The organism is Enterobacillus tribolii (genome assembly GCF_003363015.1).
GTDB classification, from domain to species: domain Bacteria; phylum Pseudomonadota; class Gammaproteobacteria; order Enterobacterales; family Enterobacteriaceae; genus Enterobacillus; species Enterobacillus tribolii.
Genome location: NZ_QRAP01000001.1, coordinates 330831 through 349725, shown reverse-complemented (window position 1 = coordinate 349725; position 18895 = coordinate 330831). Strand labels below are relative to the sequence as shown.

At 58.3% G+C, this 18895-nt stretch carries 14 protein-coding genes; 3 read left to right on the top strand and 11 right to left on the bottom strand.

Translation table 11 applies throughout. The features are described from left to right. Window positions 1-3: 3 nt before the first annotated feature. Together C8D90_RS01600 and C8D90_RS01595 are read right to left on the bottom strand one after the other, a co-directional pair. The gene (locus C8D90_RS01600; RefSeq protein WP_115456665.1) at window positions 4-2436 is read right to left on the bottom strand and encodes a formate C-acetyltransferase/glycerol dehydratase family glycyl radical enzyme; all 2433 of its coding nucleotides are present in this window, start codon (window positions 2434-2436) and stop codon (window positions 4-6) included. Between the two features lie 4 nt (window positions 2437-2440). Next, window positions 2441-3340, bottom strand: a complete 900-nt coding sequence (locus C8D90_RS01595) for a glycyl-radical enzyme activating protein (protein WP_115456664.1) — start codon at window positions 3338-3340, stop codon at window positions 2441-2443. A gap of 140 nt (window positions 3341-3480) precedes the next feature. Between C8D90_RS01595 and fsa the strand changes: the two genes are divergently transcribed. Then, entirely contained in the window at window positions 3481-4143 is a 663-nt protein-coding gene (fsa, locus tag C8D90_RS01590) for a fructose-6-phosphate aldolase (protein ID WP_115456663.1), read from the top strand. A 112-nt stretch (window positions 4144-4255) separates the two neighbouring features. Here the strand turns inward: fsa and cobB are convergent, their stop codons facing one another. Genes cobB through lolC form a run of 5 tightly spaced genes read right to left on the bottom strand, consistent with a single transcriptional unit; the run spans window position 4256 to window position 9263 of the window. Then, the gene (cobB, locus tag C8D90_RS01585) at window positions 4256-5098 is read right to left on the bottom strand and encodes a Sir2 family NAD+-dependent deacetylase (protein ID WP_115456662.1); all 843 of its coding nucleotides are present in this window, start codon (window positions 5096-5098) and stop codon (window positions 4256-4258) included. A gap of 57 nt (window positions 5099-5155) precedes the next feature. Next, entirely contained in the window at window positions 5156-6067 is a 912-nt protein-coding gene (gene nagK / locus C8D90_RS01580; protein WP_115456661.1) for an N-acetylglucosamine kinase, read from the bottom strand. A 24-nt stretch (window positions 6068-6091) separates the two neighbouring features. After that, the gene (lolE, locus tag C8D90_RS01575) at window positions 6092-7342 is read right to left on the bottom strand and encodes a lipoprotein-releasing ABC transporter permease subunit LolE (protein ID WP_115456660.1); all 1251 of its coding nucleotides are present in this window, start codon (window positions 7340-7342) and stop codon (window positions 6092-6094) included. Beyond that, window positions 7343-8068, bottom strand: a complete 726-nt coding sequence (gene lolD, locus C8D90_RS01570; RefSeq protein ID WP_115456659.1) for a lipoprotein-releasing ABC transporter ATP-binding protein LolD — start codon at window positions 8066-8068, stop codon at window positions 7343-7345. Continuing rightward, window positions 8061-9263, bottom strand: coding sequence for a lipoprotein-releasing ABC transporter permease subunit LolC (gene lolC, locus C8D90_RS01565; RefSeq protein ID WP_115456658.1), 1203 nt, complete (start codon window positions 9261-9263; stop codon window positions 8061-8063). Before lolC ends, lolD begins: the two co-directional genes overlap by 8 nt. A 236-nt stretch (window positions 9264-9499) precedes the next feature. On the opposite strand from lolC, the gene C8D90_RS01560 reads away from it, so the two are divergent. Then, on the top strand, window positions 9500-10927 hold the full coding sequence (locus C8D90_RS01560; RefSeq protein ID WP_115457224.1) for a glycosyltransferase family 39 protein: 1428 nt from the start codon (window positions 9500-9502) through the stop codon (window positions 10925-10927). Between the two features lie 4 nt (window positions 10928-10931). Here C8D90_RS01560 and C8D90_RS01555 read toward each other — a convergent pair whose 3' ends face one another. Further along, the gene (locus tag C8D90_RS01555; protein WP_196238483.1) at window positions 10932-11417 is read right to left on the bottom strand and encodes a thermonuclease family protein; all 486 of its coding nucleotides are present in this window, start codon (window positions 11415-11417) and stop codon (window positions 10932-10934) included. Between the two features lie 245 nt (window positions 11418-11662). On the opposite strand from C8D90_RS01555, the gene mfd reads away from it, so the two are divergent. Then, a complete protein-coding gene (gene mfd, locus C8D90_RS01550; RefSeq protein ID WP_115456656.1) occupies window positions 11663-15109 on the top strand; it encodes a transcription-repair coupling factor in 3447 nt (1148 codons plus the stop codon). 65 nt (window positions 15110-15174) lie between these two features. Here mfd and C8D90_RS01545 read toward each other — a convergent pair whose 3' ends face one another. From C8D90_RS01545 to kdgT, 3 genes are all read right to left on the bottom strand, one after another. After that, window positions 15175-15720: a glycine zipper 2TM domain-containing protein gene (locus C8D90_RS01545; RefSeq protein WP_170143775.1), complete on the bottom strand. Its 546-nt coding sequence runs from the start codon at window positions 15718-15720 to the stop codon at window positions 15175-15177. Window positions 15721-16168: 448 nt separating this feature from the next. Beyond that, entirely contained in the window at window positions 16169-17473 is a 1305-nt protein-coding gene (locus C8D90_RS01540) for an NAD(P)/FAD-dependent oxidoreductase (protein WP_115456654.1), read from the bottom strand. A 262-nt stretch (window positions 17474-17735) separates the two neighbouring features. Next, a complete protein-coding gene (gene kdgT / locus C8D90_RS01535) occupies window positions 17736-18719 on the bottom strand; it encodes a 2-keto-3-deoxygluconate transporter (RefSeq protein ID WP_115457223.1) in 984 nt (327 codons plus the stop codon). Between the last annotated feature and the right edge of the window lie 176 nt (window positions 18720-18895).

Genomic DNA, 18895 nt, shown 5'->3' with positions numbered 1-18895 from the left:
TGATTACAGCGAGTGCTCGGTACGGGCGATGATATCGTCCTGCGTATCCGGCGACAGCGCGGTAAAGAAGGCGGAATAGCCCGCAACCCGCACAACCAGGTCACGATACTGATCCGGGTGCTTTTTGGCCTCAATCAGCGTTTCACGCGAAACGATGTTGTACTGAATATGCCAGCCCTTATGCACCTCAAAGAAGGTACGCAGCAGAATCATCAGCTTCTGCCGGTCGCTGTCATTTTCCAGCGTCGACGGATTCAGCTTCTGATTCAGTAATACCCCGCCCAGAATCGAGCCGGTCGGCAGCTTGCCCACGGAGCTGATGACCGCCGTCGGCCCCAGTTGATCCGTTCCGGAGGCCGGGCTGGCCCCTTCCGCCAACGGCGTTCTGGCTTTACGTCCGTCCGGGGTCGCCATGGTTTGCGCGCCGAACGGCACGTTGGCCGAAATGGAGGAGGTTCCTGCATAGTAGTTGCCGCCGATTGGGCCACGGCCATAGCGCGGGTTATGGTAATTCTTTATCTCGTCGATGTAAGTCTGGTAGGCGCGGGCCAGCAGCTCGTCGACGGTGTCGTCATCGTTACCGTATTTCGGCGCGCCGTTGATCAGACGCTGACGCAGCTGCTCGTTGCTCAGGCCGTCGAAGTCTGCCGCCAGCGCTTCCGCCAGCTGCTGTTGCCCTATCGCGCCCTGATCGAAAACCAGCTTTTTCACCGACGCCAGGCCGTTGCCAAGGTTAGCGATGCCCACCTGCAGGCCGGAAACCCAGTCATACTTCGCCCCGCCCTGTTTAATGCTCTTCGCACGCTCGATACAGTCGTCAACCAGCGCGGAACACAGGATGTCGTGGGCGTTTTCCTCCAGGATGGTATCCACCACGTATTCAATCTCGATTGATTTACGGGTGTAGTAACGTACCTGGGTATCCCAGGCATCCATAACTTCGCTGAAATCACCGAAGTTGCCTTTCGACAGCGCTTTCTCCTGTGGCAGGAAGACCTTACCGCTGGTGGCGTCACGTCCGCCTTCCAGCGCCGCGAGCATCACGCGGGCAAAGTTAATAAAGCTCATGCCCGTACAACGATAGCCCCATTTGCCGCCGACCGCCGTTTCGATGCAGCCGATCGCCGCATACTGGTAGGCGTCCTCCGGCTCGATGCCCAGCTTGATAAATTCAGGAATGACGATTTCATCGTTATTGAACGCAGGCATGCCGAAACCGCACTTGATGACCTGAACGCAGGCTTCCAGGAAATCATCGCTGATGCCGGCGTGGTAACGCACGCTCAGGTTCGGCTGCGTGGAGCGCAGGCGACCGCAGGATTCCAGAATGGCATAGGAGAGCGGGTTTACGGCGTCCACGCCCTTACCGTTCACCAGATTCTGGCCGCCGATGGTGACGTTTTGATACAGCGGGCTGCCGGCGGATGCCTTAGAGTGAGAGCCGGAGCGGATTTTGTTCACTTCCAGCAGCTTCAGCCAGCAGCAGTGCAGCAGCTCGATGGCCTGTTCGCGCTCCAGGGTATGCTCCCACTCGACATCGCGCAGATACCACGTGCACAGGTATTGGTCCATGCGGCCGAAAGAAACGGAATGGCCGTTCGACTCGATTTGCAGAATCAGCTGGATGAAGTAGCACAGTTGAAGCGCCTGCCAGAAGGTTTTCGGCGGTTCGTGGGCGATGACGTCGCAGTTCTCCGCAATCGTCAGCAGCTCAGCCTTGCGGGCGTCGCGGGTTTCCGCTGCCGCCATGGTGCGCGCCAGCGCGGCGTAACGGAGAATATGGTCGCTGGTCGCTTCCAGCACGATTTCAATCGCTTTCAGGAACTGATCGCCGTGCAGATCGTCCAGCACGGTCAGATCGATGCGGGAGCGGCGTTCGGCCACTTTCCCGCGCAGGCCGTCCAGCCCTTTCTCCAGCAGCAGCGGGAAGTTCACCGCCAGATGCGCATCCCCGGAGGTCATGTTGCCTTCCGCTTTAATGATGCCGGTCGCCAGCAGTTCCTTCTGCTCGTTCGTGAACATGCCGTAGCAGCGATCCTGCACCGTCTGGCCGCGCCACCACGGGCAAATTTCATGCAGCACGCGCTTGTTCTCTTCCGACACGGAAAAACCCGCGCCGGGGCGATCGGCCAGATCGTCGATTTCCTTCTCAATCCAGCTGACGGTGTATTCCGGGAAAATCGGCGCAGCACGCACTTCACTGGCCTGGTTGCCGACGATCAGCTCATCGTGCTTAATCCAGATCGTACGCTGCGCCAGATGGTAAGCCAGCGCCAGCGCGCGGCGGACCGGGATCGGCTTGTCCAGGTTCTCCTGGTACATTTTGGTGTAGTGCTGCGCACGCTCGGTGCATACGGGCGGCTTAACGATATGTACCAAGGCATCTTTATGGGCCTTGATACGTTCACTCAGGGTGTCAAGTTTCATGGCTGTCATTCGGTTATCCTCTTAATGTCATTTTCAGCCCGCTCCGCTCTGCGTATGACTGAGCAAAAGTTAGCAATTCAGGGTCATCCAACGGCTTGTCCGGCGCCTGATAAGGCTGATCGAGCAATACGTATTTGTTCATGCCCAATGTGTGGTAAGGCAGGAAATGAATCTCTTCAACGCCCGGCAGGTCTGCCGCGAAATCAATAATGGCTTTCACCGCCGCTTCGTCGGCGTTAAATCCCGGGATCAACGGCACGCGAATAATGATTTTTTTGCCCGCCTGCGCCAGATTGCGCAGGTTTTTCAGCACCCGCTTCGCCGAGCCGTCGGTCCATTGTTTAAATGCCCGTTCATCCACATGTTTCAGATCCGCCAGGAACAAATCGACGTACGGCAGCGAAGGCTCGATATAACGCCACGGAACGTGCAGACAGGTTTCAACGGCGGTATGAATGCCTTCCTCATGGCTCAGGCGAAACAGTTGCTCCGCCAGTTGCGGGCTCATAAACGGTTCGCCGCCGGAAAGCGTGATGCCGCCGCCGCTGCGCGCGTAAAAAGGCTTATCGCGCCGCACCGTCGCCATGATCTCCTCCGCGTTTTTCTCTTCGCCGCACACCGTCAACGCCAGCGTCGGGCAGCACGTTTCCAGCGCACGAATGTGTTCCGGCTGGAGACGGTCACGTAAAATACGCGGGCCGTCCGGCGTTTTTTCAATCACCTCCGGCGCAGCCTGCCGGCAGAGATCGCAGTCAGCCAGGCACAGGCGGGCATCGAATAACACGTCTTTCGCCTGCGCCCGGCTTTCCGGGTTCTGGCACCAGCGGCACCCCAAAGAGCATCCTTTCAGGAAAACGACGGTGCGAATTCCCGGGCCGTCATGCGTGGAGTAACGCTGGATATTGAAGATCATAAGCTTCGCCTCATTTCTATGTACGAAAATTACATTACTTTCGAAAGAAAGTCACATTGATTTCGATCAATAAAAAATGACGATCCGCAGATATACTCAATGAAACATGTAAAGCATCACACTTTCTTCAGGAGCACACGATGGAACTCTATCTTGATACGGCTGATGTCGCTGCGGTTAAACGCCTGGCACGCATCTTTCCCCTGGCCGGCGTCACCACCAACCCAAGCATTGTTGCAAGCGGTAAAAAGCCGGTAGATATACTCCTGCCGGAGCTGAGGGAGGCATTGGGGAGCAAGGGGCGCCTGTTCGCGCAGGTGATGGCGCCGCAGGCGGAGCAAATGGTGGAAGATGCGAAAAAACTGCGGGCAATCATTAGCGATCTGGTCGTCAAAGTCCCGGTCACCGCTGAAGGTCTGGCTGCGATTAAGCTATTGAAAGAAGAAGGCATTCCCACTCTGGGCACCGCGGTGTACGGCGCATCCCAGGGGTTGCTTTCCGCCCTGGCCGGCGCGGATTATGTGGCGCCCTACGTAAACCGCCTGGATGCACAGGGGGGTGACGGGATTCAGACGGTAAACGAGTTACAACAGCTGCTGAAGCTGCATGCGCCGGGCGCAAAAGTGCTGGCGGCCAGTTTCAAAACGCCGCGTCAGGTGCAGGATTGCCTGCTGGCAGGCTGTGAATCCATCACTCTGCCGCCGGACGTCGCTGAGCAACTCATCACAGCTCCCGCCGTGAGCGCCGCCGTAGCAAAGTTTGAGCAGGACTGGCAGAACGCTTTCGGCGTTGCCGGATTATGAAGGGCGTATAACATCCCCTGAATAAACGGCCGCTTCCCCGGAGAAGCGGCCGTTTGGGGGTTTCATTCGAAACTAAAAGCCTGTGCGAAATAACCGGAATATGGCCCCGCCTTCACCCGAAAATCTCTTTCAGCAACCCGTCTACGTATTCCGGCACCACCGCGCTCGCCAGGCCGTAGTGCTTCTCCTGAAACTCGCTCTGTACCTGACTCGGTTCCAGATTCAGTTCGACGGTATGCGCGCCGTGCAGCCCAGCCTCGTGCACGAATCCCGCGGCCGGATAGACGTGGCCGGAGGTTCCGATAGCGATAAAGTAATCCGCCCGCGCCAGCGCCTGATAAATTTCCTCCATCGACACCGGCATCTCGCCGAACCACACCACGTGCGGCCGCAGCGGCGCAGGGAACTGGCAGCAGTGGCAACGGTCGTCCACGCTGAGGTCGCCGGGCCAGGCGAAAACCTGTCCGGAGCGGGTACAGCGCGCCTTAAGCAGTTCGCCGTGCATGTGGATGACGTGCCGGTTGCCGGCGCACTCATGCAGGTTGTCGATATTTTGCGTCACCAGGGCGAAATGGTCGCTGCCCAGGCGCTCTTCCAGCCGCGCCAGCGCCAGATGCGCGGCATTCGGCTGAATCTCCGGACGTTGCAACTGACGCCGGCGCTCGTTGTAGAAAGACTGCACCAGTTCAGGATTGCGGGCATACCCTTCCGGCGTCGCCACATCCTCAACGCGATGTTCCTCCCACAGACCATCCGCCGCGCGAAACGTGCGAATTCCCGACTCTGCGGAAATTCCGGCCCCCGTCAGCACCACCACGAAAGGTTTCTTCATGCATCCTCCTGCTTCTCCGGTTGCGCGGCAGCGTCTGTCGCGGTGAAACAGGCGCGAGCGCAGACGCTGATGACGCAATCGTTTGTTTTTCCTAAACCGACATAAGCGATGACGGGTACGCATAGCCACTCCTCTTCTCGTTCTCGGTTCACCGCGCCGGACGGCGCAAGCGACGGACGTTTAATCAGTCAGATTCAGGAAGGCGGCTCCGCGCACGCCTCCGGCATCACCGTAACGTGCCTGTTCGATACGCGGCGCTTTCGCCACGCTTAACAGATGCCGGGGCAATCGGGCCGCCAGCATGGGATACAACCGGGTAAAGTTCGATAATCCGCCGCCCAGCACCACCAGATGCGGATCGAGCAACGTACATAAATTTCCCAGACAAGTGGCCAGTACGTCAACAAAACGTTCAACGTGTTCACTGGCCGCGGCGGCGCCCGCCTCAAACCGGGCGATGATCGTTTTGGCGTCCAGCGCCTCGCCGTTGAAGTGACGGTACATCCACTCAAAGCCGCGTCCGGAAATGTAATTTTCAATGCAGCCGCGTTGGCCGCAGCCGCAGGGCAAACGCGGTGTGTCAGCGCCGAGGCGATCCAACGCGTCAACCGGCAGGCGCATATGGCCGAACTCGCCGGCGATATGGTTGCGCCCGGTAAAGGTTTTACCGTTAATCACCAGTCCGCCGCCGACGCCGGTGCCCAATATCAGTCCCAGTACGGATGGATAAGGACGAAACGCGTCGTCCCAGGCTTCCGAAAGAGCAAAGCAGTTGGCGTCGTTATCCACCTTCACCGGTCGCCGGATGCGTGCCGACAAATCGCGCGGCAACGGTTTTCCCATCGCCGAGGACACGTTGGCGGTGAATAAGGTGCCGTTTTCTGCATCGGGTAAGCCGGGAATACCAATGCCCACGCTGCCGCGCCCGCCGCAGAAGGCATCCGCCTCGTGCGTCAGCCCGGCCAGCACCGCCAGCAGTTGCTCGTAATCATCACGGGGCGTCGGCACGCGCTTTTGCCAGATCTGTTTGAGATTGCGATCGAAAATCGCCGCCTCAATCTTGCTGCCGCCCATGTCAAAACCGTAATACATTACGCCGCTCTCCGCGCCAAAATGTTACTGCCCGCCGCTTAAAATGCGGGCCGGATCAAGCCGCGCCGCCCGGCGGGCCGGATACCAGCTGGCTAACAGGCTCAGCACCACCGCCGTCGCCAGTACGCTGAGAACGTCCAGCCAGTGCAGCTCGGTCGGCAGGAAATCGATGAAGTAAACATCGCCGGACAGGAAGCGGTGGCCGATCAACGTTTCAATGCCGCGCACCAGCGTGGTCAGTTCCAGCGAGGCAATCACCCCGATGACCACGCCGCAGACGCTGCCCACCAGCCCCGCCAGCAGACCGTACCAGATAAAAATGCTGCGGATCAGGCGATCTTTCGCCCCCAGGGTACGCAGCACGGCAATGTCGCTGCTCTTGTCCTTCACTGCCATCACCAGCGTGGAAACAATGTTGAAACACGCCACGCCGATCACCAGCACCATCGCCAGGTACATGATGGCGCGGATCATCTGGATATCCCGGTACATATAACCGTACTCGCCAATCCAGCTGCTGATATAAACGTATTCTCCCGTCACCCGCCCGGCGTCGCGCACCAGTTGGTTGGCGTTAAACACGTCCTTCACCTTGATGGCGATGCCCGTGACACTGTCACCCATATCCTGATACTGCTGGGCATCCGCCAGCGGCACCAGCGCCAGACCGTGATCGAGTAAACCGCTCAGTTGCAGAATACCGCTGACCTGCAGGCGGATGCGCTTGGGTTCCAGCAGCTTCATCTGCGGATCGCTGTTCGGCGCCAGCACCGTCACCCAGTCGCCGCGCGTTACGTGCAGCGCATCGGCGATGCCTTTGCCCAGGATGATTTGCTGCTCACCGGCGCGAAACTTGCTCCAGGCGTCTCCCTGAACATAGTTGGGCAGGCTGCTGAGACGGCTCTCCTGCTGCGGATCAACGCCTTTCACCTGCACTGCGCGCAGCTGAGCGCCGCTTTCAATCAGGCCGGTAAACGAAACATACGGCGCCGCGGCTTCGATGCCTTTCACCTGTTCCACCCGCTGCAAGACCTGCGGCCAGTTATTGAAAGGCTGATTGACGGGGAAAATTTCGCCGTGCGGCACCACGGAAAGCACGCGGTTCTTCAGTTCGCGCTCGAAACCGTTCATCGCACTGAGGCCGACGATCAACACGGCGACGCCCAACGCAATGCCGACGGTAGAGATCACCGAAATCAGCGAAACCATACCGCCCCGCCGCCGCCCGCGGCTGAAGCGCCGGCCGATAAGAAGGGAAAGGGGAGACAGCGCCATTTATACGGCTCCCATCAGGGTGATCTGCTGCGACAACTGGCCGTCACGCATCTCCAGCTGGCGGCTCAGGCGCTTCGCCAGCGACAAATCGTGCGTCACAACCAGAAATGCCGTTCCCTGACGGACGTTCAGCTCGCCCAGCAGATCAAAAATGCTGTCGGCAGTGCGCTGATCAAGGTTGCCGGTCGGTTCATCCGCCATCACCAGCGCGGGATTGTTCACCAGCGCGCGCGCAATGGCCACGCGCTGCCGTTCGCCGCCCGAAAGCTCTGAAGGCCGGTGATGGCTGCGTTTATCCAGGCCGACCGCCGCCAGCATATCCATCGCTTTTTCTTTCGCCTGCGCCGGTTTTTCGTTGCCGATCAGCAACGGCATCATAACGTTCTCCAGCGCGCTGAAGTCCGGCAGCAAATGGTGAAACTGATAAATAAAGCCCAGCTCGCGGTTACGCAGTTCCGCCTTCTCCGAGGAAGACAGCGTATTCAGGGAGCGGTTGCGAAAAATCACTTCGCCCGACGTCGGCGTGTCCAGGCCGCCCAGCAGATGCAACAGGGTGCTTTTGCCGGAGCCGGAACTGCCGACGATCGCCATCATCTCCCCTTCTTCCATCCCGAACGTCACGTTGCGCAGTACGTCGGTATGCAGTTTCCCTTCCTGATAGGTTTTGCACAGGTCTTTACACTGCAACAGCAGCGCCGGTGAGGAAGGTGCCTGTGAATTACTCATAACGTAACGCCTCTGCGGGATGTACGGCGGCTGCGCGCCAGGATGGATATAAAGTAGAAAGCAGGGCCAGCAGCATCGCCACCACGACAATGATGATCACCTGCGCCGGGTTGATGTCGACCGGCAGCGAACCGCCGGCCAGCATCGCGCCCAGTCCGGGGACAAGCGTATTCAGTTGGCTGGCAAGCAGCACGCCCAGCAAAGCGCCCAACAGCGCGCCGATAATACCGGCGCCGGCGCCCTGCACCATAAACACGGTCATAATCTGACGCCGGGTCAGCCCCTGGGTCTGCAGAATGGCGACTTCGCCCTGCTTCTCCATCACCAGCAGGCCCAGCGAGGTAATAATGTTAAACGCGGCGACGGCGATGATCAGGCTCAGCAACAGTCCCATCATGTTCTTCTCCATCTTGACCGCCTGGAACAGCTCGCCTTTGCGTTCGCGCCAGTCCTTCCACGTCAGGCCCTGCGGCAGCGCCTGCGCCACCAGCTTTTCAACCGCCAGCGGCTGCGTCATGTAAACGCGCCAGCCGCTGATATTCCCGGCGGTATAGCGCATCAGGCGCGAGGCGTCCTGCTGATTGACCAGCATCTGGTAGCCGTCGACCTCGCTTTCAGCGTTGAAGGTGCCGATCACGTTGAATAACCGCTGGCTGGGAATGCGCCCCATCGGCGTGAACTGGCTGGCGCTCGGCACCATCACGCGCAGCTGTTCGCCCGCCTTGATCTGAAGCTGGGCGGCCAGTTTTGAACCCAAAATGACGTTATACTGCCCCTGCTGCAACTGCCGTTGCGCATCGCCGGAGATATACGCGGAAAGCGGATCTTTCTCGTCCGGCTTAATGCCAAGCATTACGCCTATCGCCACGCCGCGCGCGCTTTGCAGCACCACGTCGCCGGTAGTCAGCGGCGCCAGGGAACGCACGCCCTTCAGGTTTTTAAACGTTTCGGCCGGAAACTGCGCGGGGTTGAGGGAGCCCTGCGGTGAAGTGATCACCGCCTGCGGCATTAATCCCAGAATGTTGTTTTCCAGATCGCGCTCAAAGCCGTTCATCACGGAAAGTACCGTGATCAACGCCATCACGCCCAGCGTAATGCCGATGGTGGAAAGCCAGGAAACAAACCGCCCGAAGCGGTCGGAAGCTCGCCCGCGCATGTAACGCAGGCCAATGAATAACGCGACAGGTTGATACATGAAATCCGTTCTGTTGCTGTTGCCAAAGCAAAGTGATCAGGAAGTATAATGCCGAAGGATAATCAAGTAAATGAAACATAAAGTTTTTCCCTGACGAACTTCTGCCGCCCGGATACGCTAATCGCTTGTTTTACTTATCTCTTTCCCTGCCCTGCTTCCCGCCTTCCGTTTAATCAAGATTCATCCTGCTCTGGTTAGACTGGCGTTATGTAATGGCTTTAGGCGAAATGAAGCGTATGACCCGTCGTTTGTTGTTTCTGTGGGTGCTTGGCTACGCCCTGATCTGGACGCTGATCACCGTTTATCTTGACCCTGCTGTTCCCTACGACGCCGTTGAAGCGCTTAACTGGGCGCAGAACGCGCAATGGGGCTCGCCGAAGAATCCCTGGCTGGTCGGCGTGATGATGCGGCCCGCGCTGTGGCTCCCGTCGAACGTTTATTGGTATGCCGCGCACTTTCTGGCGATCGCCGCCGGTATGGCCGGAACCTGGCTGCTTGCCCGCCGGCTCAGCGGCAGCGACCGCCTGGCCTGGCTGGCGTTGCTGACGCTCAACCTGTCGGGACTGATCAACGTCGATATCATCAGCTATAACGACAACTATCTGCTGGTGATGCTGTGGCCGTGGATGATGCTGTTTTATCTGCTGGCAATCACCCGCAACGCACGCTGGTGGCTGGCCTTCGCCGTTACCGCGGGCCTCGCGGCGATGGCGAAATACTCTTCGCTGGCGTTCATCGGCCTTATTTTCCTTTCCACGCTGATTTCGCCGCATATCCGGAGCTGCTACCGCCGCCCCGTGTTTTACGTCGCGCTGTTCATTGCGGCAGCGCTCATCGTTCCCAACCTGTTTTGGCTATGGCAGCATGACTTCGCCGCTTTCCGCTGGGTAGACTCGCAAATTCAGGCCGGCCTGAATCCGGGGTTAATCATCACGCTGTTGTCCGTGTTCTATCCGCTGCTGTTTCTGGGCGGAATGCTGTATGCGGGAGGCGCCCGTCTGCACTGGCCGACGCCGTGGGCACACCGGGCATTGCTTGTCATTTACCTGCTGCCGCTGCTGCTCATCAGCGGCTGGTTCCTGTTGCATGACGGAGGCAGGCTGACGGAGTGGCTGCAACCCTTCTTTATTCTGGCCCCAGCGCTGATGGTTGGCTGCGCCCGCCCGGTACCGGAATGCCTTGCGCGCAGATATGTCGTCGCCCTGTTCGGCGCAGCCCTGGTGGTTGTCGCCGGTTATGCCGCCGTAATGTATGCCAATATCGCCAACGCCGGGCAAAAGATGAGCGGCATTATTCCGTTCAGCCATGAGATGGACCGGCTGTGGCGCGACGCTTACGGTACACCGTTAACCTACGTCGGCGGCGATCACCTGTCGCAGTGGCTGACGTTCTATGTGCCTTCCCATCCGCAGACGCTCACCCGCTGGCGCAACAAAACGCGGCCCAACGTGTATAACGCGCACATCACCTACCCGCAGATAGTTCGCCACGGCGCATTGCTGGTTGGTAAGCACGGCGTCCCCTGCTCGGCAGAGACGTTCGGCACCGTCCGGCGCGACTGGCCCGGCCTGCGCATCGACCACGTCCGTCAGATCGTCTTTCAGGAAGATCCGGCGCATACCGCCCTGCCGCTGTGCATCGCGCTCGTCAAACCTGCGCCGTAATCCGCTACCGGGCCGCCCGGCGCCATTCCCAGGGCGCCACCGCGGATTTTTGCGCCCAAAGCCCGCGTTTCGACGCCCGCGCCTGCGCTTCGGGCGCCAGATAAGCGGGCGTTGCCGCTTTTCCTTTATAGCGATAGGCCCATGCCATGCCGGTGCGTACCTGACAGGCATTGATGTCCCTGCCGTCCAGCATGATCGTTCCCAACAGCCGGCCATACCGGTCGCGCTGTTTCCCGACCACGATAACCTGCTTCCCGCCAACCAGGCGGCTCAGTTGCTGGCGCGAACGCTGGCCGAACGGCTGCTTCTTTTCCGGTGCGTCGATGCCCGCCAGACGTACGCGCGTTTTTACCATTTTGTTCATGGAATCCTTGCTCAGCACATCCACCGTGTCGCCATCCAGTACCTTCACCACCTTGCCGGAAACATCGGCCAAAACCGGTAATACCGGCATAAAAATGATAAGTAAACTTAACAGGCTAAATTTTATACTTCGTTTCACGCCTTCTCCCAGGCTGGCTAACCGTTTGATAGATCATAAGTCCTATTTTTTCATACCTGCTTTTATTGCTAAAGTACTATGATCGGAGATAATACTCCGCGGCACTCATCAGGAACCTGCGGCGGATAACCGGGCAGACCCGTTTTCCCCGCCGGGACCGTTCCCTCCTGATTAATTCATTGGCCGCCGTTCCGCACGATGGCTGAGCAATAAGAGACGCGACATAACCGTTTATGCCTGAACAATACCGCTACACGCTGCCCGCCAAAGCGGGTGATGTCCGCCTGTTGGGTGAACTGACGGGATCCGCCTGCGCGCTGGAGTGCGCCCACATCGCCGAACGCCATGCCGGCCCGGTGATGCTTATCGCCCCGGATATGCAAAACGCCCTGCGTCTGCGCGACGAGGTGCAACAGTTCACCGACCAGATGGTCACCACCCTGCCGGACTGGGAAACGCTGCCCTACGACAGCTTCTCCCCGCATCAGGACATCATCTCCGCCCGCCTGGCCAGCCTGTATCAGTTGCCGACTATGGAACGCGGAATTTTTATCCTGCCCATCAACACCCTGATGCAGAAAGTGTGCCCGCACGAATTTCTGCACGGCCATGCGCTGGTGATGCAAAAAGGGCAGCGCCTGTCGCGCGATAAACTGCGCGCGCAGTTGGAACAGGCGGGTTACCGCAGCGTCGATCAGGTGATGGAGCACGGTGAATTCGCCACCCGCGGCGCCTTGCTGGATCTCTACCCGATGGGCAGCGAAGAGCCTTACCGCATCGATTTCTTTGATGATGAAATCGACAGTCTGCGCCTGTTCGACGTAGACACTCAGCGCACGCTCGGCGAGGTGGAGCACATCAACCTGCTGCCGGCGCACGAGTTCCCTACCGATAAAGCCGCCATTGAGCTGTTCCGCAGCCAGTGGCGCGAACATTTCGACGTCCGGCGCGACGCGGAACACATCTATCAGCAGGTCAGCAAAGCGGTTTGGCCGGCCGGGCTGGAATACTGGCAGCCGCTGTTTTTCAGCCAGCCGCTGCCGGCGCTGTTCAGCTACCTGCCCGCCAATACCCTGATCGTCAACACCGGCGATCCGGAGGGCGCGGCGGAGCGATTCTGGCAGGACGTTAACCAGCGCTTCGAAAGCCGCCGCGTTGACCCCATGCGCCCCTTACTGCCGCCCGAAGCGCTGTGGCTGCGGGTCGATGAACTTTTCGCCGAGCTAAAACGCTGGCCGCGCGTTCAGTTGAAAACCGCGACGCTGGACAAGAAAGCGGCCAACACCAATCTGGATTACCATCCATTGCCGGTGTTGATGGTCGAAGCGCAAAACAAAAATCCGCTGGACCAGCTACGCCGCTTTATCGAACAGTTTGACGGCAGCATTGTCTTTTCCGTAGAAAGCGAAGGCCGACGGGAAACCCTGCTGGAGCTGCTGGCGCGTATCAAAATGCGCCCGACGCTGATTACCCGGCTGGAACAGGCGCAGCCGAAGCAGCAGCACGTCATGCTGGGGGCCAGCGAACACGGCTTTATCAACCCGCGCCTCGGCGTGGCGCTGATCTGCGAAAGCGACCTGCTGGGCGAACGCGTCAGCCGCCGCCGTCAGGACAGCCGCCGCACCATCAATACCGATACCCTGATTCGCAACCTGGCGGAACTGTCGCCGGGCCAGCCGGTGGTACACCTTGAACACGGCGTAGGCCGCTATGGCGGCATGACCACGCTGGAAGCGGGCGGCATTAAAGGGGAATATCTGATCCTGAGCTATGCCGGCGACGCCAAGCTTTACGTGCCGGTGTCCTCACTGCATCTGATCAGCCGTTACTCCGGCGGTGCGGATGAAAGCGCCCCGCTGCATAAGCTGGGCGGCGATGCCTGGGCGCGGGCGCGCCAGAAAGCGGCGGAGAAAGTACGCGACGTGGCGGCGGAGCTGCTCGACATCTATGCCACCCGTGCCGCCAAGCCGGGCTTCGGGTTTAAGCACGACCGCGAGCAATATCAGCTGTTCTGCCAGAGCTTTCCGTTTGAAACCACGGAGGATCAGGACATCGCCATTAACGCCGTGCTGAGCGATATGTGCCAGCCGCTGGCGATGGATCGCCTGGTGTGCGGCGACGTGGGCTTCGGTAAAACGGAAGTGGCGATGCGCGCCGCCTTCCTGAGCGTGATGAACCACAAGCAGGTGGCTGTGCTGGTGCCGACCACGCTGCTGGCCCAGCAGCACTATGACAACTTCCGCGATCGCTTCGCCAACTGGCCGGTACGCATCGAGCTGATTTCCCGTTTCCGCAGCGCCAAAGAACAGCAGCAGGTGATTCAGGAAACGACCGACGGCAAAGTGGATATCCTGATCGGCACCCATAAGCTGCTGCAAAGCGACCTGCGCTGGAAGGACCTCGGCCTGTTGATCATCGACGAAGAGCACCGCTTCGGGGTACGTCAGAAAGAGCGCATCAAGGCTATGCGCGCCAACGTCGACATTCTGACGTTAACCGCCACGCCGATCCCGCGCACCCTGAACATGGCGATGAGCGGCATGCGCGACCTTTCCATCATCGCCACCCCGCCCGCCCGTCGCCTGGCGGTGAAAACCTTCGTGCGCGAATACGACAGCCTGGTGGTGCGCGAGGCCATTCTGCGTGAAATTCTGCGTGGCGGTCAGGTCTATTACCTGTATAACGACGTCGAAAATATCGAGAAGGCGATGCAGCGCCTGGCCGAACTGGTGCCGGAGGCCCGTATCGCCATTGGTCACGGCCAGATGCGCGAACGCGATCTGGAGCGGGTGATGAACGATTTCCATCACCAGCGTTTTAACGTGCTGGTATGCACCACGATCATCGAAACCGGTATCGACATCCCCAGCGCCAATACCATCATCATCGAGCGCGCCGATCACTTCGGGCTGGCCCAGTTGCATCAGTTGCGTGGCCGCGTCGGACGTTCCTATCATCAGGCCTACGCCTACCTGCTCACGCCGCATCCCAAGTCCATGACCAAAGACGCGCAGAAGCGGCTGGAGGCCATCGCTTCGCTGGAAGATCTCGGCGCCGGCTTTGCCCTTGCCACCCACGATCTGGAAATTCGCGGAGCCGGCGAACTGCTGGGCGAAGACCAAAGCGGGCAGATGGAAACCGTCGGCTTCTCGCTGTATATGGAACTGCTGGAAAACGCGGTAAATGCGCTGAAAGAAGGACGCGAACCTTCGCTGGAGGATTTATCCGGTAGCCAGACCGACGTCGAGCTGCGCATGCCCGCGCTGCTGCCGGATGACTTCATCCCGGACGTCAACACCCGCCTGTCGCTCTACAAGCGCATTGCCAGCGCCAGCGATCAGGAGCGTCTCGACGACCTGAAAGCGGAGCTGATCGATCGCTTCGGCAAACTTCCCGATGCCGCGCGCAACCTGTTGTCCTGCGCCGCCCTGCGACTGAAGGCCACGGCGCTGGGCATCAAGCGTATTGAAGGCAATGAAAAAGGCGGGTTTATCGACTTCGGCGACAAGAGCAGCGTAGACCCGGTTTACCTGATCGGCCTGCTGCAAAAGCAGCCAAAGGTCTACAAGCTGGATGGCCCCACCCGGCTTAAATTCATTAAGGATCTGACGCAACGCCCGGCCAGGCTGGCGTTTGTGGAGGAATTGCTCGACGCGTTTATGGAAAACCGGACGGCATAACGGCGATCATCCGCTGCCGGAAGAAACAACGCCCCGCGTCGTGTGACGGCGGGGCGTTGTGCTTTTTAGCTGCTCCGGTTCTGATTCAGCACCAGTTGGCCGCTGCGGTCCACCGGGATCTGCATGCCCGGATCGTGGTCCATACGAACCCGCCCCTGCTGATCGCCGATCTTATAAGTAACGTCATAGCCTAACAGCTTCTGCGACTTATCATAGACCGTTGAACAACGTTGCTGGGTGCTGGTGGTGACATCATTATCCTGCAGGGAGCCCTGAATCTGGTTGCCGGCATAGCCACCGCCCAACGCGCCGACGACGGTAGCGACGTCACGGCCGCGGCCGCCGCCGAACTGATGCCCGACGACCCCGCCGGCGACTGCGCCCAGCAAAGAACCGGCGATGCGGTTTTCATCCTGCACCGGACGACGATGCGTTACCGTCACGTTCCGGCATTGCTGACGCGGCGTTTTCACCGTTTCATGAATCGGCGTGGCGGACAAAACCTGTGCGTATTGCGGTCCGCCGGAAAAGACATCCAGGCTGGCAACGGCAGCCACACCCAGAGCGGCCGCAACGCCGATACCTATACCCGCTAGCATTGACTTATTCACAGGAAACTCCTCCCGAATATAACCACGCAATGCCCGTATGCCTTGCTATGATATTCTGGCGTACGGAATCGCGAAAACTAATAATTTCTTTCGCTGCGGTGTGCGTGTTTCACCGACTGACGTAATTAAGTTTGCACAGGAAATTTCAGTTCGGCAATATTCTGCTTATACTAATCGTGCACAAAAATAGCCTGATTTGCGCTATTTGAGAGGAATCCTAACCCTGAAATCGCTAATTATCCCTATTCATTAGGAATAATCCGCAAATGAAAGGCATCAATCATTTTGCAAGTAACCCTTAAAAAACATAATGATATAAAAAAAGGCCATCATTGCTACACGGTCAGGATTTACTTCAAAAAATAAACTTGCACTATCCCACTGAAAATAAAAGCCGGTTTTAATTAACCGGCTTTTATTGTTGTTTTGTCTCAGATGGATCTGGTCATCAATGTAATTTCAGACGAGGACGAATCACTCTGTTAATTCCACCGACCAGCATCATCAGCCCGGTTTTTATATAGCCGTGCAACGCAATCTGATGCATTCGGTACAGGGAAATATAAACCATACGCGCAATACGTCCTTCTACCATCATAGAACCACGCATCAGGTTCCCCATCAGGCTGCCGACGGTGCTGAACTTCGACAGCGAAACCAGCGAGCCGTGATCTTTATAAACATACGGCTTCATCGCCTGATCGTTCAGCGACGCTATGATATTGGCATAACAGCGTGACGCCATTTGGTGCGCAGCCTGCGCCCGCGGCGGTACAAACCCGCCGCCTTCCTGCGGGCAGGAAGCGCAGTCGCCGATGGCGAAAATGTTCGGATCGCGCGTGGTTTGCAGCGTCGGCTCCACCACCAGTTGGTTGATGCGGTTGGTTTCCAGCCCGCCGATCTCTTTCATGAAATCCGGCGCCTTAATGCCCGCAGCCCAAACCATCAGGTCAGCCTGAATAAACTCGCCGTCTTTGGTATTCAGCCCGTTGGCTTCCGCGCTGGTCACCATGGTCTTGGTCATCACGCGGACCCCCAGGTTGGTCAGTTCCTGATGCGCAGACGCAGAAATGCGCGGCGGCAATGCCGGCAAAATGCGCTCTCCCGCCTCAACCAGCGTAACGTTAAGCACTTCGTTGCTCAGCCCTTTAAACCCGTAGCTGTGCAGCTGTTTCACCGCGTTATGCAGTTCCGCCGACAGCTCAACCCCGGTTGCGCCGCCGCCGACGATGGCGATGTTGATCTTGCTGCCCTGCGCCTTGTTGGCGGAGAATTTCAGGAACAAGTTCAGCATTTCATTATGGAAACGGCGCGCCTGCTGCGGGCTGTCCAGGAAGATGCAGTGATCTTTGACGCCGGGCGTGCCGAAGTCGTTGGATTTGCTGCCCAACGCCATCACCAGCACGTCGTAGTCGATTTCACGCTGCGGAACCAGCAGCTCGCCCTGCTCATCGCGGATTTCCGCCAGCGTTACCCGGCGCGCGTCACGATCCAGGCCCGTCATCGCGCCCAGTTGAAAAGTAAAATGGTGATTACGGGCATGCGCCAGATAACTCAGGGCATCGACGCCGTCATCCAGAGAGCCGGTCGCCACCTCATGCAACAACGGTTTCCACAGGTGGCTGTGGTTTCTGTCAATCAGGATAATGTCCGCTTTCTCTTTACGCCCCAGCTTATGGCCCAGGCTGGTTGCCAGTTCCAGGCCGCCTGCACCGCCGCCGACGATAACAATTTTCTTTTTTTGCGCGCTCAAAGTTTTCACCTCAACAACTATTTGTGAACATAAAGTTAAATAAAGGTAAATTGATAATACCCTCATATTACCCAGGGTCCACGCGGGATATTTGACTTATCTGGTAAAAGAATAACACGAGAGGTCATTTGGTCATACCAAAATTGATGCACATCAATTTTTATCGTTAAAAGCGTGGAAAAACAGCGGCAACGGGCGAACGGAACAGAAAAGAAAAATCGGCCCGCAGGCCGATGGGTGTAACACGGAAGAAAATGCGCTGTTACTTCACGGAGGCGCCGATACTCTCTGCGGCCTGGACGCCCTTCACCCGCTTCGACCACATGGCGGTCAGGATCGGCACCAGAATAGAAGTTACGATCACGGAAGTGGCGACCAGCGACGTCGCGGCAGGCGCCATCGGCTTAAAGGCGGGAACCATTTCGGCAATCAGCACCGGCGTAGCCACCGCCGCGCCGGCCGTGCTGGAGGCCGCCAGCCCGGCAGTACCGTCCCCGCCGCCGATCACTTTATCTGCAATGATCAGCGGAATACCGGTAATGAAAATTACGCCAACCCCAAGCAGTACGCCCAACAGCCCGGTTTGCGCAATCACGCTGAGATCGATGGTGTTGCCCAGGGCAAAGGCAAAAAACGGGATCAGGGTATGAACAGATTTGCTGAAGAACTCCCGCAGTTCGGGGTCCAGGTTGCCCAGAATAAATCCGACCAAAAACGGCAACACGGCGCCGACGAATACGTGTGGTTCGAATGAAGCGATCCCGGCCGTTCCCAGTATCACCATGGTCATCAGCGGACCAGATTCCAGCGACATCAGAACGAACGCGCCGGCCTCTTCCTTGGTGCCGTATTGCTGCATGATAGAGGCATAAAGCCCGCCGTTGGTCATATCCATGGCCGCGACCAGCGCCAGCGTGGACAGACCGGCGAAGAAACCGACCTCAATGCCGTTTTCCGGCATCATCCGGGCCGCAACCGCCGCAACGACCCAGGCCACTGCGATCTTGGTGACCACCAGCGTTCCGGACTTACGCAGCACCGTCCCGGTGGCGCTCAGCTTGATCGATGCCCCCATGCAAAAAAACCACACGGCCAGGATCGGCACCGTTCCGGTAATCAGCCCGTTGGTGAATGAACCAAAATATTTTCCTGCTCCCGGCGTGAAGGTGTGGCACAACGCCCCCAGAAACAGGGGAATCAGCATCATGCCGCCGGGAACTTTATCTATCGCACGTTTTATCTGCATGTTAAACCCCATCTAATTGTTTAAATCTGAAGGTTTTTTCCGGCTCAGCCCACAGCCGGACCCAGGAATTCGTCAATTTGATGAGTGCACAATAGTGATTTCGCTTCTTAATTAAAGTGATCGCGATAACAAAAAGAAACGATGTTTTAATTTTTATGATCCGGTGTTTCTATATA